Origin of the sequence: Rothia endophytica (genome assembly GCF_928381505.1) — a bacterium.
Lineage (GTDB): Bacteria > Actinomycetota > Actinomycetes > Actinomycetales > Micrococcaceae > Rothia > Rothia endophytica_A.
Map to the genome: position 1 here is coordinate 78,750 of NZ_CAKMSJ010000010.1, position 19,916 is coordinate 98,665.

21 protein-coding genes are annotated in these 19,916 nt (G+C 56.3%); all 21 read right to left on the reverse strand.

All coding sequences use genetic code 11. From position 1 onward, the window contains the following. Positions 1-15: 15 nt before the first annotated feature. The 21 genes from L6990_RS10770 to L6990_RS10870 all read right to left on the reverse strand — a co-directional run bounded on the left by L6990_RS10770 (position 16) and on the right by L6990_RS10870 (position 19,885). Positions 16-1,011, reverse strand: a complete 996-nt coding sequence (locus L6990_RS10770; RefSeq protein ID WP_237204121.1) for a tyrosine recombinase XerC — start codon at positions 1,009-1,011, stop codon at positions 16-18. A 113-nt stretch (positions 1,012-1,124) separates the two neighbouring features. After that, positions 1,125-2,393 (reverse strand): DNA-processing protein DprA, encoded by a 1,269-nt coding sequence (gene dprA, locus L6990_RS10775; protein WP_237204122.1) that lies wholly within the window; start codon positions 2,391-2,393, stop codon positions 1,125-1,127. Continuing rightward, positions 2,390-3,943: a YifB family Mg chelatase-like AAA ATPase gene (locus L6990_RS10780; RefSeq protein WP_237204123.1), complete on the reverse strand. Its 1,554-nt coding sequence runs from the start codon at positions 3,941-3,943 to the stop codon at positions 2,390-2,392. Before L6990_RS10780 ends, dprA begins: the two co-directional genes overlap by 4 nt. Further along, positions 3,943-4,344: a YraN family protein gene (locus L6990_RS10785; protein WP_237204124.1), complete on the reverse strand. Its 402-nt coding sequence runs from the start codon at positions 4,342-4,344 to the stop codon at positions 3,943-3,945. The genes L6990_RS10780 and L6990_RS10785 overlap by 1 nt, the downstream gene beginning before the upstream one ends. Positions 4,345-4,629: 285 nt before the next feature. Next, entirely contained in the window at positions 4,630-4,965 is a 336-nt protein-coding gene (locus L6990_RS10790) for a DUF2469 domain-containing protein (RefSeq protein ID WP_237204125.1), read from the reverse strand. A 2-nt stretch (positions 4,966-4,967) separates the two neighbouring features. After that, complete coding sequence (locus tag L6990_RS10795; protein WP_237204126.1) at positions 4,968-5,735, reverse strand: ribonuclease HII; 768 nt, start codon at positions 5,733-5,735, stop codon at positions 4,968-4,970. 5 nt (positions 5,736-5,740) lie between these two features. Beyond that, positions 5,741-6,481: a signal peptidase I gene (gene lepB / locus L6990_RS10800; RefSeq protein ID WP_237204127.1), complete on the reverse strand. Its 741-nt coding sequence runs from the start codon at positions 6,479-6,481 to the stop codon at positions 5,741-5,743. 63 nt (positions 6,482-6,544) lie between these two features. Beyond that, positions 6,545-7,201 carry a signal peptidase I gene (gene lepB, locus L6990_RS10805; RefSeq protein WP_237204128.1) on the reverse strand — a complete coding sequence of 219 codons (657 nt, stop codon included), beginning with the start codon at positions 7,199-7,201 and terminating at the stop codon, positions 6,545-6,547. Between the two features lie 24 nt (positions 7,202-7,225). Beyond that, the gene (gene rplS / locus L6990_RS10810) at positions 7,226-7,573 is read right to left on the reverse strand and encodes a 50S ribosomal protein L19 (RefSeq protein WP_237204129.1); all 348 of its coding nucleotides are present in this window, start codon (positions 7,571-7,573) and stop codon (positions 7,226-7,228) included. A 413-nt stretch (positions 7,574-7,986) separates the two neighbouring features. After that, entirely contained in the window at positions 7,987-8,778 is a 792-nt protein-coding gene (trmD, locus tag L6990_RS10815) for a tRNA (guanosine(37)-N1)-methyltransferase TrmD (RefSeq protein WP_237204130.1), read from the reverse strand. Positions 8,779-8,784: 6 nt separating this feature from the next. After that, positions 8,785-9,414, reverse strand: coding sequence for a ribosome maturation factor RimM (rimM, locus tag L6990_RS10820; protein ID WP_336604480.1), 630 nt, complete (start codon positions 9,412-9,414; stop codon positions 8,785-8,787). Between the two features lie 109 nt (positions 9,415-9,523). Continuing rightward, positions 9,524-9,766 (reverse strand): RNA-binding protein, encoded by a 243-nt coding sequence (locus L6990_RS10825; protein WP_237204131.1) that lies wholly within the window; start codon positions 9,764-9,766, stop codon positions 9,524-9,526. Positions 9,767-9,768: 2 nt separating this feature from the next. Continuing rightward, positions 9,769-10,197: a 30S ribosomal protein S16 gene (rpsP, locus tag L6990_RS10830; RefSeq protein WP_237204132.1), complete on the reverse strand. Its 429-nt coding sequence runs from the start codon at positions 10,195-10,197 to the stop codon at positions 9,769-9,771. Positions 10,198-10,417: 220 nt separating this feature from the next. Next, complete coding sequence (locus L6990_RS10835; protein WP_237204133.1) at positions 10,418-11,596, reverse strand: ABC transporter permease; 1,179 nt, start codon at positions 11,594-11,596, stop codon at positions 10,418-10,420. After that, positions 11,593-12,504 (reverse strand): ABC transporter ATP-binding protein, encoded by a 912-nt coding sequence (locus tag L6990_RS10840; RefSeq protein WP_237204134.1) that lies wholly within the window; start codon positions 12,502-12,504, stop codon positions 11,593-11,595. Before L6990_RS10840 ends, L6990_RS10835 begins: the two co-directional genes overlap by 4 nt. Before the next feature lie 105 nt (positions 12,505-12,609). After that, complete coding sequence (locus L6990_RS10845) at positions 12,610-13,296, reverse strand: response regulator transcription factor (RefSeq protein WP_237204135.1); 687 nt, start codon at positions 13,294-13,296, stop codon at positions 12,610-12,612. Between the two features lie 4 nt (positions 13,297-13,300). Beyond that, positions 13,301-14,626, reverse strand: coding sequence for a sensor histidine kinase (locus L6990_RS10850; RefSeq protein WP_237204136.1), 1,326 nt, complete (start codon positions 14,624-14,626; stop codon positions 13,301-13,303). A 62-nt stretch (positions 14,627-14,688) separates the two neighbouring features. Further along, positions 14,689-16,590 (reverse strand): hypothetical protein, encoded by a 1,902-nt coding sequence (locus L6990_RS10855; protein ID WP_237204137.1) that lies wholly within the window; start codon positions 16,588-16,590, stop codon positions 14,689-14,691. A 94-nt stretch (positions 16,591-16,684) separates the two neighbouring features. Then, positions 16,685-17,179 (reverse strand): NUDIX domain-containing protein, encoded by a 495-nt coding sequence (locus tag L6990_RS10860; RefSeq protein WP_237204138.1) that lies wholly within the window; start codon positions 17,177-17,179, stop codon positions 16,685-16,687. 177 nt (positions 17,180-17,356) lie between these two features. After that, positions 17,357-18,928 carry a signal recognition particle protein gene (ffh, locus tag L6990_RS10865; protein ID WP_237204139.1) on the reverse strand — a complete coding sequence of 524 codons (1,572 nt, stop codon included), beginning with the start codon at positions 18,926-18,928 and terminating at the stop codon, positions 17,357-17,359. A 129-nt stretch (positions 18,929-19,057) separates the two neighbouring features. Further along, on the reverse strand, positions 19,058-19,885 hold the full coding sequence (locus L6990_RS10870; protein ID WP_237204140.1) for an exodeoxyribonuclease III: 828 nt from the start codon (positions 19,883-19,885) through the stop codon (positions 19,058-19,060). Positions 19,886-19,916: the final 31 nt, after the last annotated feature.

Consider the following 19,916-nt stretch of genomic DNA (forward strand, 5'->3'; position numbering starts at 1 on the left):
GTTTTCTATCGTAGCCTAAGCGCGGGGGTGGGAACGTGAATAGGTTTGAGCCAGGCGCTCCACCGAAACGTGAGTATAAACCTGCGTGGTAGCCAGAGAGCTATGCCCCAGAAGCTCTTGTACGGCTCGGATGTCTGCCCCGCCATCGACCATGTGGGTGGCAGCGGTGTGTCTGAAGACATGGGCGCCGGTAGCCTGTGTGTCATCTAGGGTATGCAGCAAGCTGGTGAGGTCTTCTCGAATTTGCCGTGGGTTGGCTCGGTTACCTCTTGCCCCGATGAAGAGGGCAAGCTGGGGTGACGCTGGGGCTTGAGGTAACCATTGCGGCCGCCCCTTTTGTACCCAAGTGTTGAGGGCTGCGAGCGCCGGTGGCCCAAAGGGTACAACGCGCTCCTTATTGCCTTTACCGATAACCCTCAGGGTGCGGTTGGTGCGGTCCACGCTGGTGAGGTTTAAGTTGGTGAGCTCTGATATGCGGATGCCGGTGGCATAGAGAATTTCAACCACGGCATTCAGACGCAGGAGGCGGGGGTTAGCCGGTTCTTGATCTAGCGCTGTTTCAAGGGTGGTTGTCAGAGTCTTGAGGTGGTCTTTGCTGAGGATTTGCGGCAGTTTTGATGTTTTCTTGGGTGTACTGAGGTTCCGGGCTGGGTTAACCTGCACCAGTTCCTCTTCCTCAGCCCAGGTGAAGAAACGACGCAGGGTGGAGGTCTTACGGGCCAGTGAAGCTCGTGCTTGTCTGGAGTTGAGCGTTGCTAGCCACCCTCTAATCATGGTGAGGTCAAGGTGACTGAGGTGAGTGGTTCCGTGCCGCAGGGCGTAGGCAAAAAAGTCTGAAAGATCTGAGATGTAGGCTTTGATGGTCTCGGGTGAACGGTGGAGCTCGTAGGTCAGGTAGCGTTCGTAGGCTTCTAGGGCACGGGTAAATTCACGGTCGGTATCGAGGGTTCCTGCCCCAATTTTAAGGGTGGTGGGTAGTTCAGCGGCACTGTTAGCTGAGGTGTTTTCCACGCAAAACTTCCTTCCCTGCTCTCTCGTTTGCCCGGCCCTTTTACTCCGAGCGTTTTCCATTCTACTCTGGGCGAGGAAACCTAGCCGGGCCTGTAGGAGAGAGCAGGGTTCTGTCAGTTCTCTTTCTTTTTACGCCAGCCAGAACCGTTAGTTTCAGCAAGCTCCAGAATCTTAAGCTGAGATAAACTGAGCAGTAGCTCTCTCAGGGGAAGACCGCAGATAGCGTTGATTGTGTCAGCTGGAGCATAGCGGTGCACCGGTAAGGCATCCCAGACTCGGCGCTGTAGGTCGCTGAGGCTGTCCGTCAGTTGTTGAGAAGCACCGGCTGAGCCGAATAAACTTGCCTCTGGTTCTTCAGTCAATAGAAGTTCTCCGCTTTCGATCTGCCGAGCATCGGTGAGGAGGTGGGCCAGACCGTCCCTAATCAAACGGTGGCAGCCCTCTGAACTGGGTGAGAAGATAGGGCCGGGCACCGCGTAGACCGGCCGGCCCAGTTCAAGAGCATGGTTGGCCGTGTTGAGTGCCCCGCTGCGCCAGCGTGCCTCGACCACAACGGTGGCTGAGGATATAGCTGCGATGAGTCGATTACGCTGCAAGAAACGATAGCGGGTGGGTGATTGGCCCAGGGGAACCTCGCTGAGAATCAAACCGCTCTGCAGAATGCCCTCAAGGAGTTTCTGATTCTGCCGTGGGTAGAAACGGTCGACTCCGCAGGCCATGAATGCCACTGTAGGTAGGCGGGCAGTTGAGACAGCTAAAGCAGTGCGGTGAGCGGCAGCATCTACTCCAAAGGCACCCCCAGAAATAATCGTGCTACCTGCTGTCGCTAGGTCACCGGCAAGGTGAGAAGTAGCTGAGATGCCGTAGGAAGTGAGGTCGCGTGACCCTACGACAGCCACACTCTGGTCTATTCTCAGTGCACTGAGAAGACGGCGGTCTCCCCTGCCCCAGAGACCGTAAGGAGCCTTTTCTGCCAGGTCGTTCAAGGCGGTGGGCCAGTCCTGGTCCTCAGGCACACACAACCAGGCGGAACAAGCAGCAGCAAAACGGGCATCCTGCTCAGCTGTTATTCCCTGGCGGCGCGTCGTCCAGCGCTCTAATCGGTGTTGCACCGCCTCATACAGCCCCTGCATTACCGTCTGCGGCAGGTCACTACCAGCTTCAAAGAACTTATTCATATCAGAGACTGTGAGTTCACGCCTGCCCGTCAAGTAGTCCGCAGTAGCAATCGGCCCGCAGAGCTGGATAAGAGCTGTGACGTAAGCATCCTCTGGGTCAGCTATACGCATGATCTCACTGCGTGCCCGGCGCACAGTCTCCAACTGTTCTTGCTCAATCTGCTCTTGCTCCAGCTTCTGGGGTTCAGTTTCATATACGGTCATTGGTGTTCCAGTCTTTCTTTGCCAAGGTCTCTGAAGTAGAGCGCAAGGTCAATATGGTCTTTAGTTGGGTTAGAGACCCCGTCTAAATCAGCCAGGGTCCAGGCCGTACGAAGCACCCGGTCAAAACCACGGGCAGTCAGACTCCCCCGGTCGATTGCAGAACTCAACTCCCCCGTCAGGCGCGCATCTAACCTGAGCGGCCCCCGCAGAATCTTGCCGTTGGTATCAGCATTGGTTAGCAAACCGAAGGCACGCAGCCGCTCAGCCTGTGCCAAACGGGCGGCAGTCACTCGCTGGCGAATAGACTCAGAAGATTCATTTGACCCGGCACCGGCCAACTCAGCAGCCGTCACCTTGGGCACCGTTAGCTGCAGATCAATACGGTCTAGTAAGGGGCCAGAGAGTCTGCCAAAGTAGGAGCGGCGCTCGCGGCTGGTGCAGGTGCAGTCCAGCCCCCTACCCACGTTCATACCGCAGGGGCAGGGGTTTGACGCCATCACCAGCTGGAACCGCGCAGGATAGGTCGCCGATGCTACCGCCCGATCAATCACCACCTGCCCACTCTCAAGAGGCTGACGGAGCGAGTCCAGAACCTGACGCCTAAACTCTGGTGCCTCATCTAAAAATAAGACCCCACGATGTGCTTTTGAAACACTGCCCGGGCGAGGTATCCCCGAACCACCGCCCAGAATAGCCGGGGAGCTTGCTGTGTGATGGGGTGCCTCAAAGGGAGGGGTACGAATCAGCTCTCTGCGGGGCGACCCGGTGGAACACAGGGAGTGAATAGCGGTAACCTGCATTGCCGCCTCATCATCGAGCTGGGGCAAAATACTGGTCAGCCGTTCTGCCAGCATCGTTTTCCCTGATCCCGGTGGGCCATTGAAGAGAATGTGGTGCCCGCCAGCTGCCGCAATTTCAAGGGCTAGGCGCCCCTCGCTCTGCCCGGCTATGTCAGCCATATCAGGGCTCAAGGTCTGTTCAGGAGTATCCCTTTGGGGAGCTGCGCTGTGGGACCGGGCAGGATGACGCAGTTTGCCTGTTTCTTTGGCTCCGAGTGCCGTAAATACCTCGGCCAGACAACCAAAGCTAGAGACCTCTGCCCCCATGACCAGCGCAGCTTCTTCTGCGTTATCAGCCGGAACAACCACCCGGTGGTGGCCGGCGTCCACCGCTGCCTTCACCGCGGGCAGTACCCCAGGTATTGCTCTCAAGCTACCGTCAAGGCCCACCTCGCCTAAGAAGACGGTAGAACCTGAGGACTCCAATTCCCCTTCAGCTTGCAGGGCTGCTACCACCATTGCAAGGTCAAAACCTGAACCACGCTTAGGCAGAGTAGCCGGGGTGAGGTTGATGGTTAGCTTGCGCTGCGGCAGGGGCAACCCCGTATTTTTAGCTGCCGACCTAACCCGGTCTTTTGACTCGCTGAGTGCAGTATCAGGCAGTCCCAACAAAACAAACCCGGGAAGGGCAGCTGAGATATCAGCTTCAACCTCTACGAGGTGACCGGTAATACCCACCAGCGCTACAGAATAGGTACGCGCAAAACCCATCAAGCAACCCCCGTCAGATGTTCGAAAGTGAAGTGCTGGGGCTTGCCACAAATAGAGACTGCATCGATACGCATAGATCTGTAATCCTGGGTTTCGTGACTTCTAGACCAGGCATAGGCCAGCGCTCTCAATTTCTGGGACTTATCCCTTGAAATAGCTTCTAACGGGTGCCCGAAAAGCTCACTTGACCGGGTTTTAACCTCAACAAATACCAGGTTCATCTCCGGGTCGATCATGACCAGGTCTATTTCGCCACGAATCGGTTCGCTGCCCGGCTCTGTACGTGGGCGCCAGTTACGCTCTAGCAACGAATAGCTATTACAACGCAAAATGGTGAGTGCGATATCTTCGCCCCACCGCCCTACCTGGATAGGTGTAGTGGCGGCCAGCGTCCTGCTCATGTCGGTCTCATTTCTGTGACTCGGTTCTTTGAGCACTACCCTGCCAGCTACCCATCACCGAGGACAGGAGGATGTGAGGCTGTGGAGAGACAGGTTAGGGTCCGCTTCAGGTGACAGCTGGGTCAGCGGGCCCTAGCTCTAAGCAGAACGGTGAAGCAAGGAACCATAATGACAGCCCTCCACACACTTATCACCAGGGCTGCTTCACGACAGGCGCCCTGCCAGAAGGCAAGCGTCCGCCTCACCGCACAGGGTGAGACGGACGTATTGTCATTCATATCAGACTTAGGCTTCCGGTGGCTGAAGCCCATCCATCGGGGGCATCATCAATTCCTCGCCAGGTGTACGCTCTTCGATATTAACGTCCCGCACAGAATAAACCCGCACATTTTTTACAAAGCGGGAGGACCGAAAAATATCCCACACCCAAACATCCTGCATCTCAATTTCAAAGAAGACAGTGCCTTCCTTGAGGTGCGGAGTCACCTGCACCGAGTTAGCCAGGTAAAAACGTCGCTCGGTTTCAACGATATAGGTAAAAAGCCCTGATACATTTTTGTACTCTTCGTAGAGTGCTAGTTGGGCATCAGATTCAAAGTTCTCTAGATTCTCGCTACTCACGGTTACCGGCTTTCTCGTGCTAGGTAGGCTTTCTGGAGCTGTTCAGCGCTGGCAGGTAAAGCCCAGGAAAGTCTGTGGTGGAGGCTGGGGCCTGACTCGGTGATGGCTGCCCGATGGGAGGCTGATCCGTAGCCCTTATTCGTAGCCCACCCGTAGTTGGGGTAATCAGCGTCAAGTTCTTTCATCAGCTCATCACGCTCGACCTTTGCCACAACAGATGCAGCAGCAATAGAAGCGCAACGGTAGTCACCCTTAATTTCCATCTGCACAGCGCCACTCCAGCATGCAAAAGGAACGCCGGCTGCTGACCATGCTTCAGCTGCTAAATCCCTATAGAGGGCGGTTGCAGGGTCGAGCTCTGCAAAGAGGTCAGCTTGAGCCGGCGTCAGCCAATCATGCTTTCCATCGAGTAGGACGGCGTCAGGATAGGCCCCGCGGGCTGCCACCTGAGCCAGGGCCCGCTGACCTGCCAAGCGCAGGGCCACGGTAATACCCAATGCATCAATTTCAGCAGGGCTAGCATGCCCCACAGCGCTGGTGCACCACTGCTCGATTAAAGGCACCATAGCGCAACGTTTTTTCTCGGTCAGAGCCTTAGAATCAATCAGACCTTCAATGCTCAGACTGGTATCAGCGTCAATCACCGCGACACCCACGCTGACCGGCCCGGCGATAGGGCCGCGGCCCACCTCGTCCATACCGGCAATCAGGCCCATACCGCGTTCGAATAGTTCTGCCTCAACGCTGAGATCAGCAGCAGCCACTGGCATTTCTGCTACTCGCCTTCGGGGACGTCAGCGAAAACTTCCGGTGCACCACCGGTGAAGGTAAAGTGCTGCAGCGGCCACGCGACTACGAACACTTCACCTTCAACGTCTGCCTCGTTGATAAATTCAGTGCGCGTTTCGATATGATAGCGGGAATCTGCTGAGTTACTGCGATTATCGCCCATCACGAAGTAGGAGTTCTGAGGAACAATCACGTCAAAGGGAATGTCCGTGGGGCTCACGCCGTCCTTAACGTAGGTCTCGTTCAGAGTTACCCCGTTAATGCTGATGCTGCCATCTTCATGACCTACAACGTGGTCACCGCCTACACCAATAACACGTTTCACGAGGTAGTTCGATGAGCTATCTGGCATGATGCCCACAAAAGAAAGTGCATTACGCACCGGATTACTACCCGTTGTGGGTGGCATCCAGTTCTGGGTGTCCTTAAAGACCACCACATCGCCCCGGTCTGCATCGCTAAAGAGAGAACCGGCAACGTTGACGAACACACGGTCATTAATCTGAAGCGTATCTTCCATCGATGATGAGGGGATGTAGAAGCCTCGCAAGATGAAGGTCTTGAGCAGGTAGGCAATGACCAAGGCATAAAGAATAATCAGACCGTACTCTTTGAGTACGCTGTTTTCGCGGCGCCGCTTGCCACCGCGCGGGGTATCGGCTGTTTTCTCGTCAGCTTCTGAAGATACCTCTTCAAATGCCTGGCTATCATTGTGAGCCTTATCCATTGCGCCCACCCTTCTTCTTGGAGTTCTATCGGTTAGTTTACTTCGCTGAGCCGGTGGGCAGGATCATTCAGGTGGGGAACCCCACCGCTGTGCGGGCCAGGCGACGAAGGCAGGGTGACCAATCACGGTATCAACCTTTATCATGCCGCCGCCGGGCGCTCCCATCAAAGCCCTGGAGTCCATTGATCCCGAACGGTGGTCCCCCATCACCCACATGCGACCCTCAGGAATCTTCACAGAAAACTCCACGTCACTAGCATCGTCACCGGGGTAAAGATAAGGTTCATCGACAGGCTGCTCGTTGACGGTCAGAGCTCCGCCGGATGAGCAGCATTCCACCGTATCGCCAGCAACACCGATGACACGCTTAATGTAGACAGTGTCGCTACCTACCAGCCCCAACCACTGACCAGCAGCTTTGACAGGATTTTTCGCCCAGGGGCTACCCGAAACATAGGGAGAAAAAGAGCCCGTTCCATCAAACACCACGATATCGCCCCGCTGCACTTCAGCCTCCAGCTTGGAAACAATAATTCGGTCCCCTGGCTCAAAAGTAGGCTCCATCGAGGACGACGGAATAAAGAACACATCAAACAGGAAAGTTCTAATCAGTAACAGGGCAACAAAAGCAAGGGCCGCAGCAAGAGCAAGAAGGCGCCAGCCCCGCAAACGGGGTTGACGCCTTGTCTCACTGGAATCGGCAATCAGGCCAGTTTCCATAAAACGGTGTGAAACCTAAAAGATTTAGGATTCGCGCTTTTCGCGGATACGTGCAGCCTTGCCGCGACGATCACGCATGTAGTAGAGCTTCGCACGGCGAACGTCGCCACGTGAAACAAGCTCAATCTTCTCGATCACGGGTGAGTGAACGGGGAAGGTACGCTCAACACCAACGCCGAAGGAAACCTTGCGGACGGTGAAAGTTTCGCGAACGCCGCCACCCTGGCGACCAACAACGAAGCCCTTGAAGACCTGGACACGGCTGCGGTTACCTTCAACAATGTTCACGTGAACGTTGAGGGTGTCGCCGGGACCGAAGTCGGGGACGTCATTGCGAAGTGACTTGTTATCAATGAAGTCAAGAGTCTGCATTGAGATTCTCCATAAATATCTCTGCCGCAGGTCAAACATATTCGGTGTACTTCACGAGCAGTGTCTAAGGGCTTACGCCAGACTGATGCTGTTCGTGAGAATTCTGTGTCACCGTCTACCGTGGGCGATAGCCGGTGGTTCATGCTGTTAGCGGTCGCTCATCCCCCTGCGGCAGGGGCGTGCCCAGCGTGAACACAAGAAAAAATTATCCCACATTTAGCTGTCCATGACCAGGGGTAGCGACCAGCTGCGTTCAGCTATTTGTGTGAGCTTCAACGCGCATTTCTGTGCTCCAGTGAAGCATTCAAAGCCAACTGGCTCGGGGCTGGCGTGAATTGCGACGAGCGCCCAGCGCGAGGAGCAAGAGGGTCAGCTGGCGCGAATGCTTCGCACGAGCACAGTGAGTGCCCCCTCTAAAAGCTCTCCCTAGCAGCTTCAGCCGCCTTCTTGGCGGTGTGGAGTTCTTGAACTTTCTTGCGGTCCTTCTTATCCCAGTTCTCTGGCGGGTAGGCCTTGAACATGTCTGGGCGGCGGTCAAAGGTCCGCTCAATCTGCTGGTCACGGCGCCAGCGAGCAATAGCCCCGTGGTTACCAGAGAGTAGGACGTCGGGCACCTGGTGCCCCCGCCAGTCGGCAGGCTTGGTGTAGACCGGGTATTCCAGCAGGCCACCGGTGTGAGACTCTTCTTCTAGGGATTCAGGGTTGCCCATAGCACCGGGAATCAGGCGGGTGATGGCCTCAATCATGACCATAACCGCTACTTCGCCGCCGTAGAGCACGTAGTCACCGATGGATACCGGCAGCACCCTGAAACGTGTTTCTGCCCAATCCAGAACACGTTCGTCAATACCCTCGTAACGCGCCGGAGCAAAAACAATGTGCTCTTCATCAGCGAGGTCGTAGGCTAACTGCTGGTTGAAGACCTGGCCAGCCGGTGACGGGACGATCAGCAGGGGCAGCTGCTCCTGAGCTGGGGTAGCTTCTAACGCCTGCTCCAAGGCAAGCCCCCAGGGCTCGGCTTTCATGACCATACCTGCTCCCCCGCCGTAGGGGGTGTCATCCACGGTTTTATGGCGGTCGAAGGCAAAGTCGCGCAGGTTAGTGATGTTGAGGCTCACCTTGCCGGTTTCTTTGGCTTTGCCCATGAGGGAAAGCTCGAGCGGAGCCAGATACTCGGGGAAGATTGTGATGACGTCGTAGCGCATCTGTCTCTAGTCACGCTCACTATCGTCAGATTCTTCATCTTCTTCGTCTGAGCCGTTGAGCTCCATCAGACCAGCGGGAGGGTTGATGACCACGTACCCCTCTTCAATATCGATAGCAGGGATCAGTTCTTCAACGAAGGGGATCATGGCTTCTTCACCGTCAGCCACATTTTCTAGAATCAGCAGATCCTGGGTGGGCATGGTCTGCAGACCCACCACATGGGCGATAGGCTCCTCGGGCAGGTAGCCATCCTCGCCGATTTCCTGGGCTAGGTAGACAGGCAGGTCAATGAGGTCGTGTTCGTAGTAACCATCCTCATCGTCGCTTCCAACGGTGGCTGAGTCAAAGGTAAGGCGGGTGTCGCGCAGGGTCTCAGCATCGTTGCGGTTAGCGACCTCTTTGAAGCGAACCACCAGGATTTTTTTGTTCCAGCGGGCACCTGCAACGGTGAGGACGCCGGCGGGAGCGATAGCGCCCACCAGGGAGTTCGCGTCAAAGTCTTCGATGTCGAGGGTCGTGCCGGGTGCGAAGCGTTCCTCGGGGGCGTCGGTGAAAAGCTGAACGGTGACTTCACCGCGAATGCCGTGGGGCTTGCCGATACGGGCGACCTGAACCTGCACAGGTAATCCTTCCAATGGATATGTCTACGTGATTCCCAGTCTAGTGCACTGGCAGTATTGCGCGCAGACCCCGGTTAGCAGAAAGCCCCGTGGCACTTACGTGCCACGGGGCTTTTTAGTCAGTCTAGCGTCGTCGATCGGTGTCGATGACATCCACGCGAACGTGGTCGCCGTCGTTGATCGCGTTGACCACGGTGCGAACACTCTTAGCGGTGCGACCCGACCGGCCAATGACTCGGCCCAGGTCCTCCGGGTTCACATGAACCTCAAGGGTTTCGCCGCGGCGGCCGCTCTTAGAGCGCACCTTCACGTCGTCCGGGTTATCGACGATACCCCGAACAATATGTTCGAGAGCGTCAGCTATCATGATTACTCAGCTGCTTCCTCTGAAGCTGCTTCTTCAGCAGCCTCTTCCGCGGGAGCTTCCTCAGCCTTTTCCTCAGCCTTGGGAGTGATTGCCTCGGGGAGGACAACCGAACCCTTTTCGGGAACAACGAACTCGGGCTTGGCATCAACGGGCTTGACAGTGTTCTCTGCCTTTTCACCATTAGCTGCTGCCAGGTCACCGGTGAGCTTCAGCAGAACTGCAACCTGTTCGGTAGGCTGAGCGCCTACTGAGAGCCAGTACTGTGCACGCTCTGAGTTGATCTCGATACGTGAGGGGTTCTCGGTGGGGTGGTAAAGACCGATTTCCTCGATAGCCTTACCGTCACGCTTGGTGCGTGAGTCAGCTACTACCACACGGTAGCGAGGATCGCGGATTTTACCGAAACGCTTGAGACGAATTTTAACAGCCACTGTAGTGGTTTCTCCTGTTTTCTAAGAATGGTCGAGGTGCTCTATCTGCGCTCGTGGGGCGAACCGTCCAGAGTTCCTCTGCGGACACAATTGTTCCCGGATGAGAGGGGCCGGGAAAATCGAGTACCCATCAAGTATGCCAGCTCCCCCGCCTTAAAGCTAGGTTCACGAACAGATTACGGCTGTGTTTTACACAATTCTTGATGAGGGGTGAAAGGCCCTATCGCTTGAGCGCCTGCTTCCAGCTGACTGAGCTGCCACCGCGCATAATGTTGTTGCGGTAGATGTGAGAACCAACCTTAGTCAATAGCCAGGCTGCCAGCAGAACCAGTGCCAGTGCCAGCAGGGGCTCCCAGAAGGGCACCTCTTCGGATAGCAAGCGTACGGGCATTGCGATGGATGAAATGATCGGGATAAAGGAGATGATCTGCAAGATAAGTCCCTCGGTGTAGACCCCTGCGAAGAGAGCTGCAACCAGGATGAAGGTGAGGGGGCTGGATAGGCTGGTGACGTCCTCGGTTCGGGCGCTCATTGCACCAACTGCCGCCCAGACGGTTGCGATTGCGGCAAAACCGGCGATGTAGAAGGCCACGAACCAGCCTGCTGAGGATAGGATCCAACCGAAGTTATCGGCGGTGCCAGTCAAGTTCATCACCGTCAAAGCAGCAACAGCGTAGAGTGCTACCTGACCGATAGCCAGCAGAATGTTGCCAACAATCTTGCCGGCTAGTAGCTGGGGCAGAGGGATGGCGGTGGCGATAATTTCAACGATGCGGTTCTGCTTTTCTTCAACCACCGAGTTGGCAATAGCGGTACCCGAAAGCATGGTGGTCATATAGAAAATCATGGCGAAGGCAAAACCAGCAAAGTAGATCATCATACTGTTATCTTCGCCCGTTAGCAGTGAAGACTGCAGGGTGGTCCCGGCTGAAAGGGCAGCCAGGTCAACGCCCTGAGCTGCAGCGTTCTCAGCGGTGACCGTTGAGGTAACGGTCTGCTCCAGAAGAGTTGCTAGCTCTCGGTTGATGGATGAATCAAAAACCAGTGCCCAGCCATCGTCGGTGGGGTGCAGGTAGGCATCTGCATCACCCTCGGTCACTGCCGCTTCTGCATCAGCAGCGCTAGCGAAGTTCTGGTGCTCAACCTCCGTCTCGTCATCGACCTCTGCCTGGATGGTAGCGGCTGAGTTGACCATGCTTACAGAGCGGTCATCCATAGTTGCCACGGTGTAGGTGGTGGTTCCCTGGTTGAGGAAGAAGGAAATTAGGATGGAGGCAACAATAATAGCCAACGAGAAAAGGGTGCCAAAGATAAAGGACTTATCTTTGATTTTTGTCATGATTTCTCGGGTGGCAACAATCTGCCAGGCGTTCTTTACGGTGCTGTGTGCGGTGTTCATTGACTAGTCACTCCTCGGTAGATATCGCCCAGGGTGGGCAGAACACGGGCAAATTCGTGCATCTGACGCTGCATGCCCTCGCTCAGGATGGTGGTGCGTACGGTATCAAGGTCAGCTGTGGGGTCAATTTCCAGGAGGGCTCCTGTGCCTTCCACGTCCAGGACGCGAACGCTCGGCACCTCACGTAACCACCCGGCGTCGGCACCGGCGCTGTACCGGAAGCGGGGCGCGCCGCTTCCGCGTAGCTCAGTAGCAGAACCGGTTGCCTTCACTTGGCCTTCGTGCAGAATAACCACACGGTCGCAAAGACGGTCTACCAGATCCAGCTGGTGCGATGAAAAGAGGATGGGCACCCCCTTACGCATGAGCTCGTGCATCATGGACACCATGGTGTCCACTGCCTTGGGGTCCAGACCTGAGAACGGCTCATCGAGAATAAGAGCGGTGGGGGTGTGCAAGAGGGAGGCAACAATCTGAACGCGCTGCTGGTTGCCAAGTGAGAGGGATTCCAGCTTGTCCTTAAGACGGTCACCCAGCCCCAGAGCGGTCAGATACTCGGTGGCGATATCACGTGCCTCAGCGACACTAAGACCACGTAGCTGACCCAGATAGACTAGCTGGCTCAGAATCGGCTGCTTGGGGTAGAGACCTCGCTCTTCGGGCATATAGCCAAAGGACGCGCGGTCCTCGGCGGTCATGGGACGCCCGCTATAGAGCACCTGACCCGCGGTTGGTTCTAACAGTCCCATCATCATGCGCATGGTGGTGGTTTTGCCGGCTCCGTTGGCTCCCAGGAAGCCCGTCATAGATCCCGGTTCCACGGTAAAACTGGCATCGCTCACAACGGTTTTATCACCGTAAACCTTAGTCAGGCCCACGGCCTCAATACGGCCGATGCGTGAATTCATCGCTCACCCTTTCTCTAGTGTGTTCTTATCTACCAGCCTAGAAAGGGCGACTAGAGCTTACCTCCCCCACCAGGGGGAATTTTAAGGATGAATGGGACAGTAGCCCTACTGCACCAGCCCTACTCTGTGGGCAAAAATAACAGCACCCACCCGATCGCGGCTTTGGGTTTTAGCCAGAATATTGGAGACATGGGTTTTGACGGTTGCCGGCCCCAAAAAGAGTTGGCTAGCAATCTCAGCGTTGGTTAACCCCTGGGCTAATAGTTGCAGGGTTTCACGCTCGCGAGGGGTTAGCGACTCAAGGGCAAAAGCATCGCGGTTATCAAGGGGCAGCGCTCCCCCAGCCGGTTGATCTGAGGTGGTGGCCGTATCTTCCTGCGCGAAGCGGCTAATCAGAGGAACGGTCATTTCAGGCGAAAGGAGAGCAAGGCCGCCGGCTACCTTACGCACAGCGTCCACCAGCTCATCGGCATCCGCTGTTTTGAGCAAAAAGCCGCTGGCACCGGCACGCAGCGCAGAAAAAAGATAGTCCTCGCGGTCAAAGGTCGTCAGAATCAGGACGCGGGTAGCCGGGTGCTCGGACACCACAGCGGCGGTTGCAGCGATGCCATCTAGAACCGGCATCTGAACGTCCATCAGTACAATATCCGGTTGCAAAGACTGCGCTAGCTCAACAGCTTCTTGCCCGTTCTTAGCTTCGCCAACCACCTCAATATCATCTTCCATGGAAAGGATGAGGGAGAAGCCACTGCGCACTAAATCCTGGTCATCTGCGAGAAGTACACGAATCATGTTTCTATTGTCCTGTCTGAAAATCTGCCGGGAACCGCACCCGGACCTTCCAACCATCGGTGCCTTGGCGGGGCCCAAGATCAGCGGTGCCCCCGAGCACCTCGGCACGTTCACGGATACCTTGCAAGCCGTAACCCCTACCCGAAACTGCAGAGCTAACCCTGCCATCATCCGTCACTTCAAGTTCAACCCAACCACCGGCTGCAGACTCAACAGTACGTAGAACAACCAGCACCGAACGGGCTGTCGAATGCTTACGCACGTTGGTCAGAGCTTCTTGCACTATGCGGTAAATGGATAGCTGAGTGCCCTGGGCCAGGCTTCCTAGCCTAGCCTCAGACTGAGCATCCACCTGAAGCTTACCGACGATGCCGCTGTCACTCAGCTGATCTACCAGCTCCACAATGTCTCTCACACCGGGTTCAGCCGAAGCCCCCGTCTGCTCGCTAGAATCGCTGCGCAGCACCCGAATAATACTTTTCATCTCATCAACCGATGACCGTGCTAGCTTCTCAACATTTTCTAGGGGCTGGGAAGCTAACTCTGGTTTCTTGGTGAGGGCCCGACGTGCGGCGGCCGCCTGGATGCCCATGGCAGAGACATGGTGCCCTACCGAGTCATGGAGCTCCCTTGCAATTCGCAACCGGTCCCTATTGACGGCGTCCTCGGCTAACTGCTGGCTCTGAACCTCTAGCTGGGCCTGCTGGCGTTCAAGAACCGAGCGCTGGTAGGCACCGATCCAAGCGCTCCTGCCCAGAACTGCTCCGAAGCCAAAGAAAATCAGATTGGATAAGAAGGTTGAAATATAGGAGGCCGTGGGAACATCAAACAGTCCGCCCTGGTAATCATCGATATTAAAGAGGGAAAAAGCAGAACCGTTAATAGCCCAGAGGCTCACCAACCAGACAAGGACTGACAGGCAAACCATGGCATAAATAATCCACAGCATGGACCGATTCTTGCCCCATGCAACAGCAGCATAAATTACCGCAAGATAGCTCACCTGGTAGCCAATCGTGGCAGCTGCAAGGTTATTGAGAAACCCTAGACAATAAAAAAACACGGTCCCCAAAATCAGCATGGTCAGGGGGAAACGCCGACGCAAGAGTAACGGTAGGGTCATGCCAATATGGGCAATATAGGCGTTGCGAATATCGCCGGGATCAGATCCGAACACACCAGTGCTGTGATAGGCAGAGACCATCAAGAGGGTACCAGCTAGTACTACCAACCAGACAGCGTAGTCCCAGCGCAATTCACGCGGGCTTGGGCTGGGGCGTTCCCAGTCAGGGTCCAAGGCTCTAAAGCTAAAACGGGGGTGGGCAGTCATGGGTTTCACCCTAACAGAAGCTCTCATGCTCTGCCCTCCCCCGTTAGGGGGAGAATAAGCGGTTACTCCCTACCTAAGAATTTCTTGAGACCCTGCCGGGCGGTGTCGCTGATTCGCTGGCCAACCTGCTTGGCCTTGCGTACCACTTTGGGTTCGGGCGGTAAGACTTTGGCTGTATCGGTGCCTTCGACCTGTGCTCTTAGTTCCTCCATGAGGGATGGAGCCTGCGGAGCAGGGTCTTGCACAAAATTGACGTTCTTCAGCTTGCGGTAGACGCTGGCCATCACCAATTCAGCTGACCCACTCGCGCCCAGGGCTGCTGCCGCAATAAGCGCTGCCTTGGGGTTATCTCCGCGAGCAGCACGACGCGCCGCCCATAGGGCAAAGGCACCGGCTGCGCCCAAGGCAGCTGCGCCGTCCGCCGCGACCAGCCAGGGGCGGGCCATGAGCTCACGGGCAACCGCGTTGAGCGGACCACTGCCATTGGGGTAGGCAGTAACGGTCTGCTTCAGCAAATCCATGCCCGTCATTTCCGGGGTGAATTCGCGGTAGCCAACGTAATCCTGCATAGATCCTTCTGAAGCCGCTACCTTAGAGAGTTCTTCGGGTAGCTGCAGCACCTGAATAACGGACTCAAGACCGGTCTCGCTGGTCATGTCATTCACGTAATTGGCTAAACGCTTGGACGTTTGTTCATCAAGACCGTAGAGCCAGGCCAGGTTATCAATTTCCTCAGCCGCACGAATCTCGTGCAGAGGCTCAGGCAGCACACCGGGCAGTAGCCAGAGATAATCCAGCACGGCAGAATCTCTGGGGATATAGCGCGTCAAGATCTTGGGAACACCCCAAGCGAACTCAAGGATGGAACCGACGTCCGAATCATCGGGTGAGCCCACCACCTGAGTCATCCATTCGCCCACCGAACCCTCTTCAATAAGCTGGGACGAGCCAGGGAAAACAAAGGCAAGATGCTGCAGCCCCTCAGAGGTTTCAGCAACGATCGATGGCACCCGCATCAGGCTCAGAAGGTTGAGCAGCGAGACAGGGTCACCGGTGAGCAGAGACCAGCCATTATCAGCCGGAGCGGCCTCAATCGGACCAGCAAGCGGTGTCTGACCTATATAGGTGGGAATCTCGGCCATGGGCAACTCAACCAGGGCCGCTACGGTCCCGTCATTGCTCAGCGCAAGTTCCTCGCCCAGCGCCGTGACAGGAGCTGAGAAACTGTAGGAGAACTGATCCGCACAAATAGCACCACGCACCGGTAGCTGCTCCAGCAGATCATCAACAAACGCATCGAAGGGCTGGCCCGGTTCTACCGATCCACCCTCCTGCATGTGCACGGTAGTCAGTGTCTGCCCGTCGCTCTCGCACAGTACGTAGAGATTAACGCTTTCTTGGGTAGTCTCATGAACCAGCACCTCAGCGGAGTCAATGCTAGCCAGCATCAGGGCGTTAATAACGTCCTCGGCGGTGGTCTCAACAATGCGCTGCTCAATTTCAGCGTCCAAACGCTTGCGTTCCTCGGCCTCCTGCTCAGCTTTCTCCTGCTCGAAAGGGTCAAGGTCATCGGCCGTTGCATTAGGCTGTTCGTTATCCTGCCTCTCAGCAGGTGCTACGTCAGACTTTGAAGCAGTTTCGCCCTCGCTCTCCCGGTGCTCGGTCAGCACTTTTTCAAACATGTCCTCCAGTGCCCCGGGCTCTTTGAGCAAGTTTTCAAGTTCTGCTAGGTCCTGCTCGCCCAGAGCATTGTTGCTAGCTCCTCTGGCCTGCTGAATAGCCCCCACCATTTGTTCAAGCTCACGGCGCAGACGGGCCTCCGGTGAACCCGGGTTCTCATCAGGTGTCGTAGAGGTCTCAACATCATCAAGCTCAATACCCGTTGGCCCGAAATCGAGCTGCACACGGGCCCAGAGCATCTGAGGCTCGGACGGCTCAAGATCTTCGATCGAAAAATCAGACATACATCAATCCTAGGGGTGGCTTTGATAGACAGTGGTGCGCGATTCTCAGCACCAGTGTTGCAGCGGTTCAGTAGAGGACGGCGCGGCGGAGCGGTTAAGCGGGCAGGTCAGCAGAGCTGAACTCGGCTACTTCACCGGTTTCAAGTGCCCGGTAGGCCTGGCGAAGACGCGCTGCGTGGCGGGGGCCGTAATATTCGTCCAGGTCTTCGGGAGACACCCAGCGGTATTCCGTCAGCTCTTCCTCCTGCAAACGAATGTCGCTGTTCTCGGGGATGACTCCACCATCGTAGATGTAGTATGTAGAGTCGCCCCAGATGCCCAGTTGAAGGCCGTGAAAAATCACCAGCAGACGCCCGGCGGGCAAATCGAGACCCACCTCTTCTAGCACCTCACGGAAACAGGCCGGCTGAGGGGCTTCGCCGGCCTCAACGGTGCCACCGGGGATGGTCCAGCCATCCTTGTAATTGGGCTTGACGCAGAGCATTTGCCCGGCTTCGTTGCGGATCACAGCACCCGAAGCAAGGCGGCGAGTAGGTAGCGAAGCAATAAAAGCTTTTAGCTCTTCTTCAGGCAAGTAGGAATCAGCCACGGTGTCTCCCTTAAGGTGGTGAACAGGTTTCTTTCCACCAATCTACAACTGCCGCTTGCAGGGTGCGAGGTGAAACGGCCTCTGCTTTCTCTCAGCAGAACTGAACCTGCTGAAAAGCAAGTGCCGCCGCTGGCTACACCTCACGGTGGGCTAGCGGCGGCACTTGTTATAACCGGCCTACTTAAGGAACTTCTCGAAGCCCTTGGGTAGGTTCATGTCATCCATCTTGAAATCTTGGTTCTGCTGACCAAAGGCTGAACCTGTAGCAGCAGGCTTTGCAGCAGCAGCTGCCTCCTGCGCAGCGCGCTTCGCGGGGTTACCTGAGCGACCCTTCTTGTTCTTATTTGCCTTGCCCTTGTTCTTCCGGGCGGCGCCACCGGCAGCAGCCATACCGGGCATCTGCATGCCACCGGGCATACCAGCCATGTTGCCTGATGCTAGCTTCTTCATCATCTTCTGAGCCTGAGAAAAACGCTCCATCAGCTGATTGACCTCAGAAACAGTGACACCCGCGCCCTTGGCGATACGAGCTCGGCGGGAGCCGTTAATAATCTTGGGAGCAACACGCTCATGAGGGGTCATGGAGCGGACAATCGCCTCAACGCGGTCGATTTCTTTCTCATCAAAGTTCTCAAGCTGCTGGCGAATCTGAGCCGCACCGGGCATCATCATCAGCATCTTCTTCATGGAACCCATTTTGCGAATCTGCTGCATCTGAGCCAAGAAATCTTCAAAGGTGAAGTCCTCTTGGTCAACGAACTTCTTGGCCATGCGGTCAGCTTCGGCCTTGTCCCAGGTCTGCTCTGCCTGCTCAATGAGCGAAAGAACATCGCCCATATCCAGGATGCGCGAGGCCATGCGGTCCGGGTGGAACTGCTCAAAGTCAGTAACATTCTCACCGGTAGAAGCAAACATGATGGGCTTACCTGTTACCGATGCTACTGACAGGGCTGCACCACCGCGGGCGTCACCGTCCAGCTTTGAGAGCACAACGCCGGTAAAGTCTACGCCCTCGTTGAAGGCGTTAGCGGTGTTGACGGCGTCCTGACCGATCATGGCATCGATGACGAAGAGGACTTCGTTGGGGTTAATGGCATCGCGAATGTTGCGTGCCTGCGCCATGAGCTCGGCGTCTACACCCAGGCGGCCGGCGGTATCGACAATAACGACGTCGTGCAGCTTGGCACGAGCCTCAGCAACACCGTCGCGCGCCACCTGAACCGGGTCACCGGTGGGGGTATCAAACTCAGAAGTTACACCGGGGTGGGGTGCATAGACGGGTACACCGGCACGCTCACCTACCACCTTAAGCTGGTTAACAGCATTGGGACGCTGGAGGTCAGAGGCCACCAGCATGGGGGTGTGCCCCTGCTTTTTGAGCCAGTGGGAAAGCTTACCGGCCAGGGTGGTCTTACCCGCACCCTGCAGACCTGCCAACATGATGATGGTGGGACCGGTCTTTGCCATGTTGATGCGGCGGGTCTGCCCGCCCAGAATACCAACCAACTCTTCATTAACAATCTTGACGATTTGCTGGCCGGGGTTCAGCGCTTCCGAAACCTCAGCACCCAAGGCGCGTTTTTTGACGTGGGCGGTGAATTCGCGGACCACGGGCACGGCGACGTCGGCGTCCAGCAGGGCGCGGCGGATTTCGCGTACGGTTGCGTCAATATCCGCTTCGGTCAGTTTGCCCTTACCGCGCAGATTCTTGAAGGTGGCTGTTAGACGATCGGAGAGTGAATTGAACACGAGCCGTGAACTACTTTCATCGCTGGGGACACCGGCACCTAGCCCCTGCTATGCAGAGACCGGTGACGGCTTGTATATCAACTATCAAGAATAACGCACCACGTGGACAGGGTGCGAATGTTGCCCAAACTAGAGGGTAATCTCCAGCAGAATGGGAGTGTGGTCCTGGCGGGTGCCGGAGTCAATCATTTCTGAGGCGGTCACCTTATCTGCTACACGGTCTGACACCAACCAGTAGTCGATGCGCCAGCCGGTGTTGTTAATTTTGCTGGTACGCGAGCGCTGTGCCCACCAGGTATAGGCGCCGGTGACATCCCCGTGCAGGTGGCGGAAGGTGTCGGTGAAGCCCTTGGCAAGCAGATTGGTGAAACCCTGACGTTCCTCGTCGGTGAAGCCGGGTGAGCGGCGGTTACTCTTAGGGTTTGCGAGGTCGATTTCGGTGTGGGCTACGTTGAAGTCACCGGTTGCGAGCACAGGCTTGATGGCGTCCAGCTCAGACAGGTAGGTGGCGTAGAGGGCATCCCAGATTTGGCGGTCGTCCAGGCGTTTGAGGCCATCAGAGGCGTTAGGTGTGTAGACCTGGGTGACGAAGCAGTCCTCAAATTCGAGGGTAATCATGCGGCCCTCAGAGTCCATGGTGGTGGGTGCCTGAATCTTGGGGTAGGTCACCACCGGGTTCAGACCCTTCTTGTAGAGGAAGAGGGTGCCGGCGTAGCCCTTGCGAGCCGGTTCGACCGAGGAAACCCAGGCAATTTCATACTGAGGGAAGTAGCTTTCGAGTGCTTCAAGGTGCTTTTTGGTGGGCCCCTTATCGGAGAGCTTGGTTTCCTGGATAGCCAGAACGTCGGGGGCGTGCTCCGCCAAGGTGGCAAAGACGTCGCGTGAGAGCAGCGCGCGGGCTGATTCGCTGGTGAGGGCGGCGTTGAGAGAATCTACGTTCCAAGAGATGAGTTTCATGCTCACCATTCTAATGAACCGGGCGCAAGGA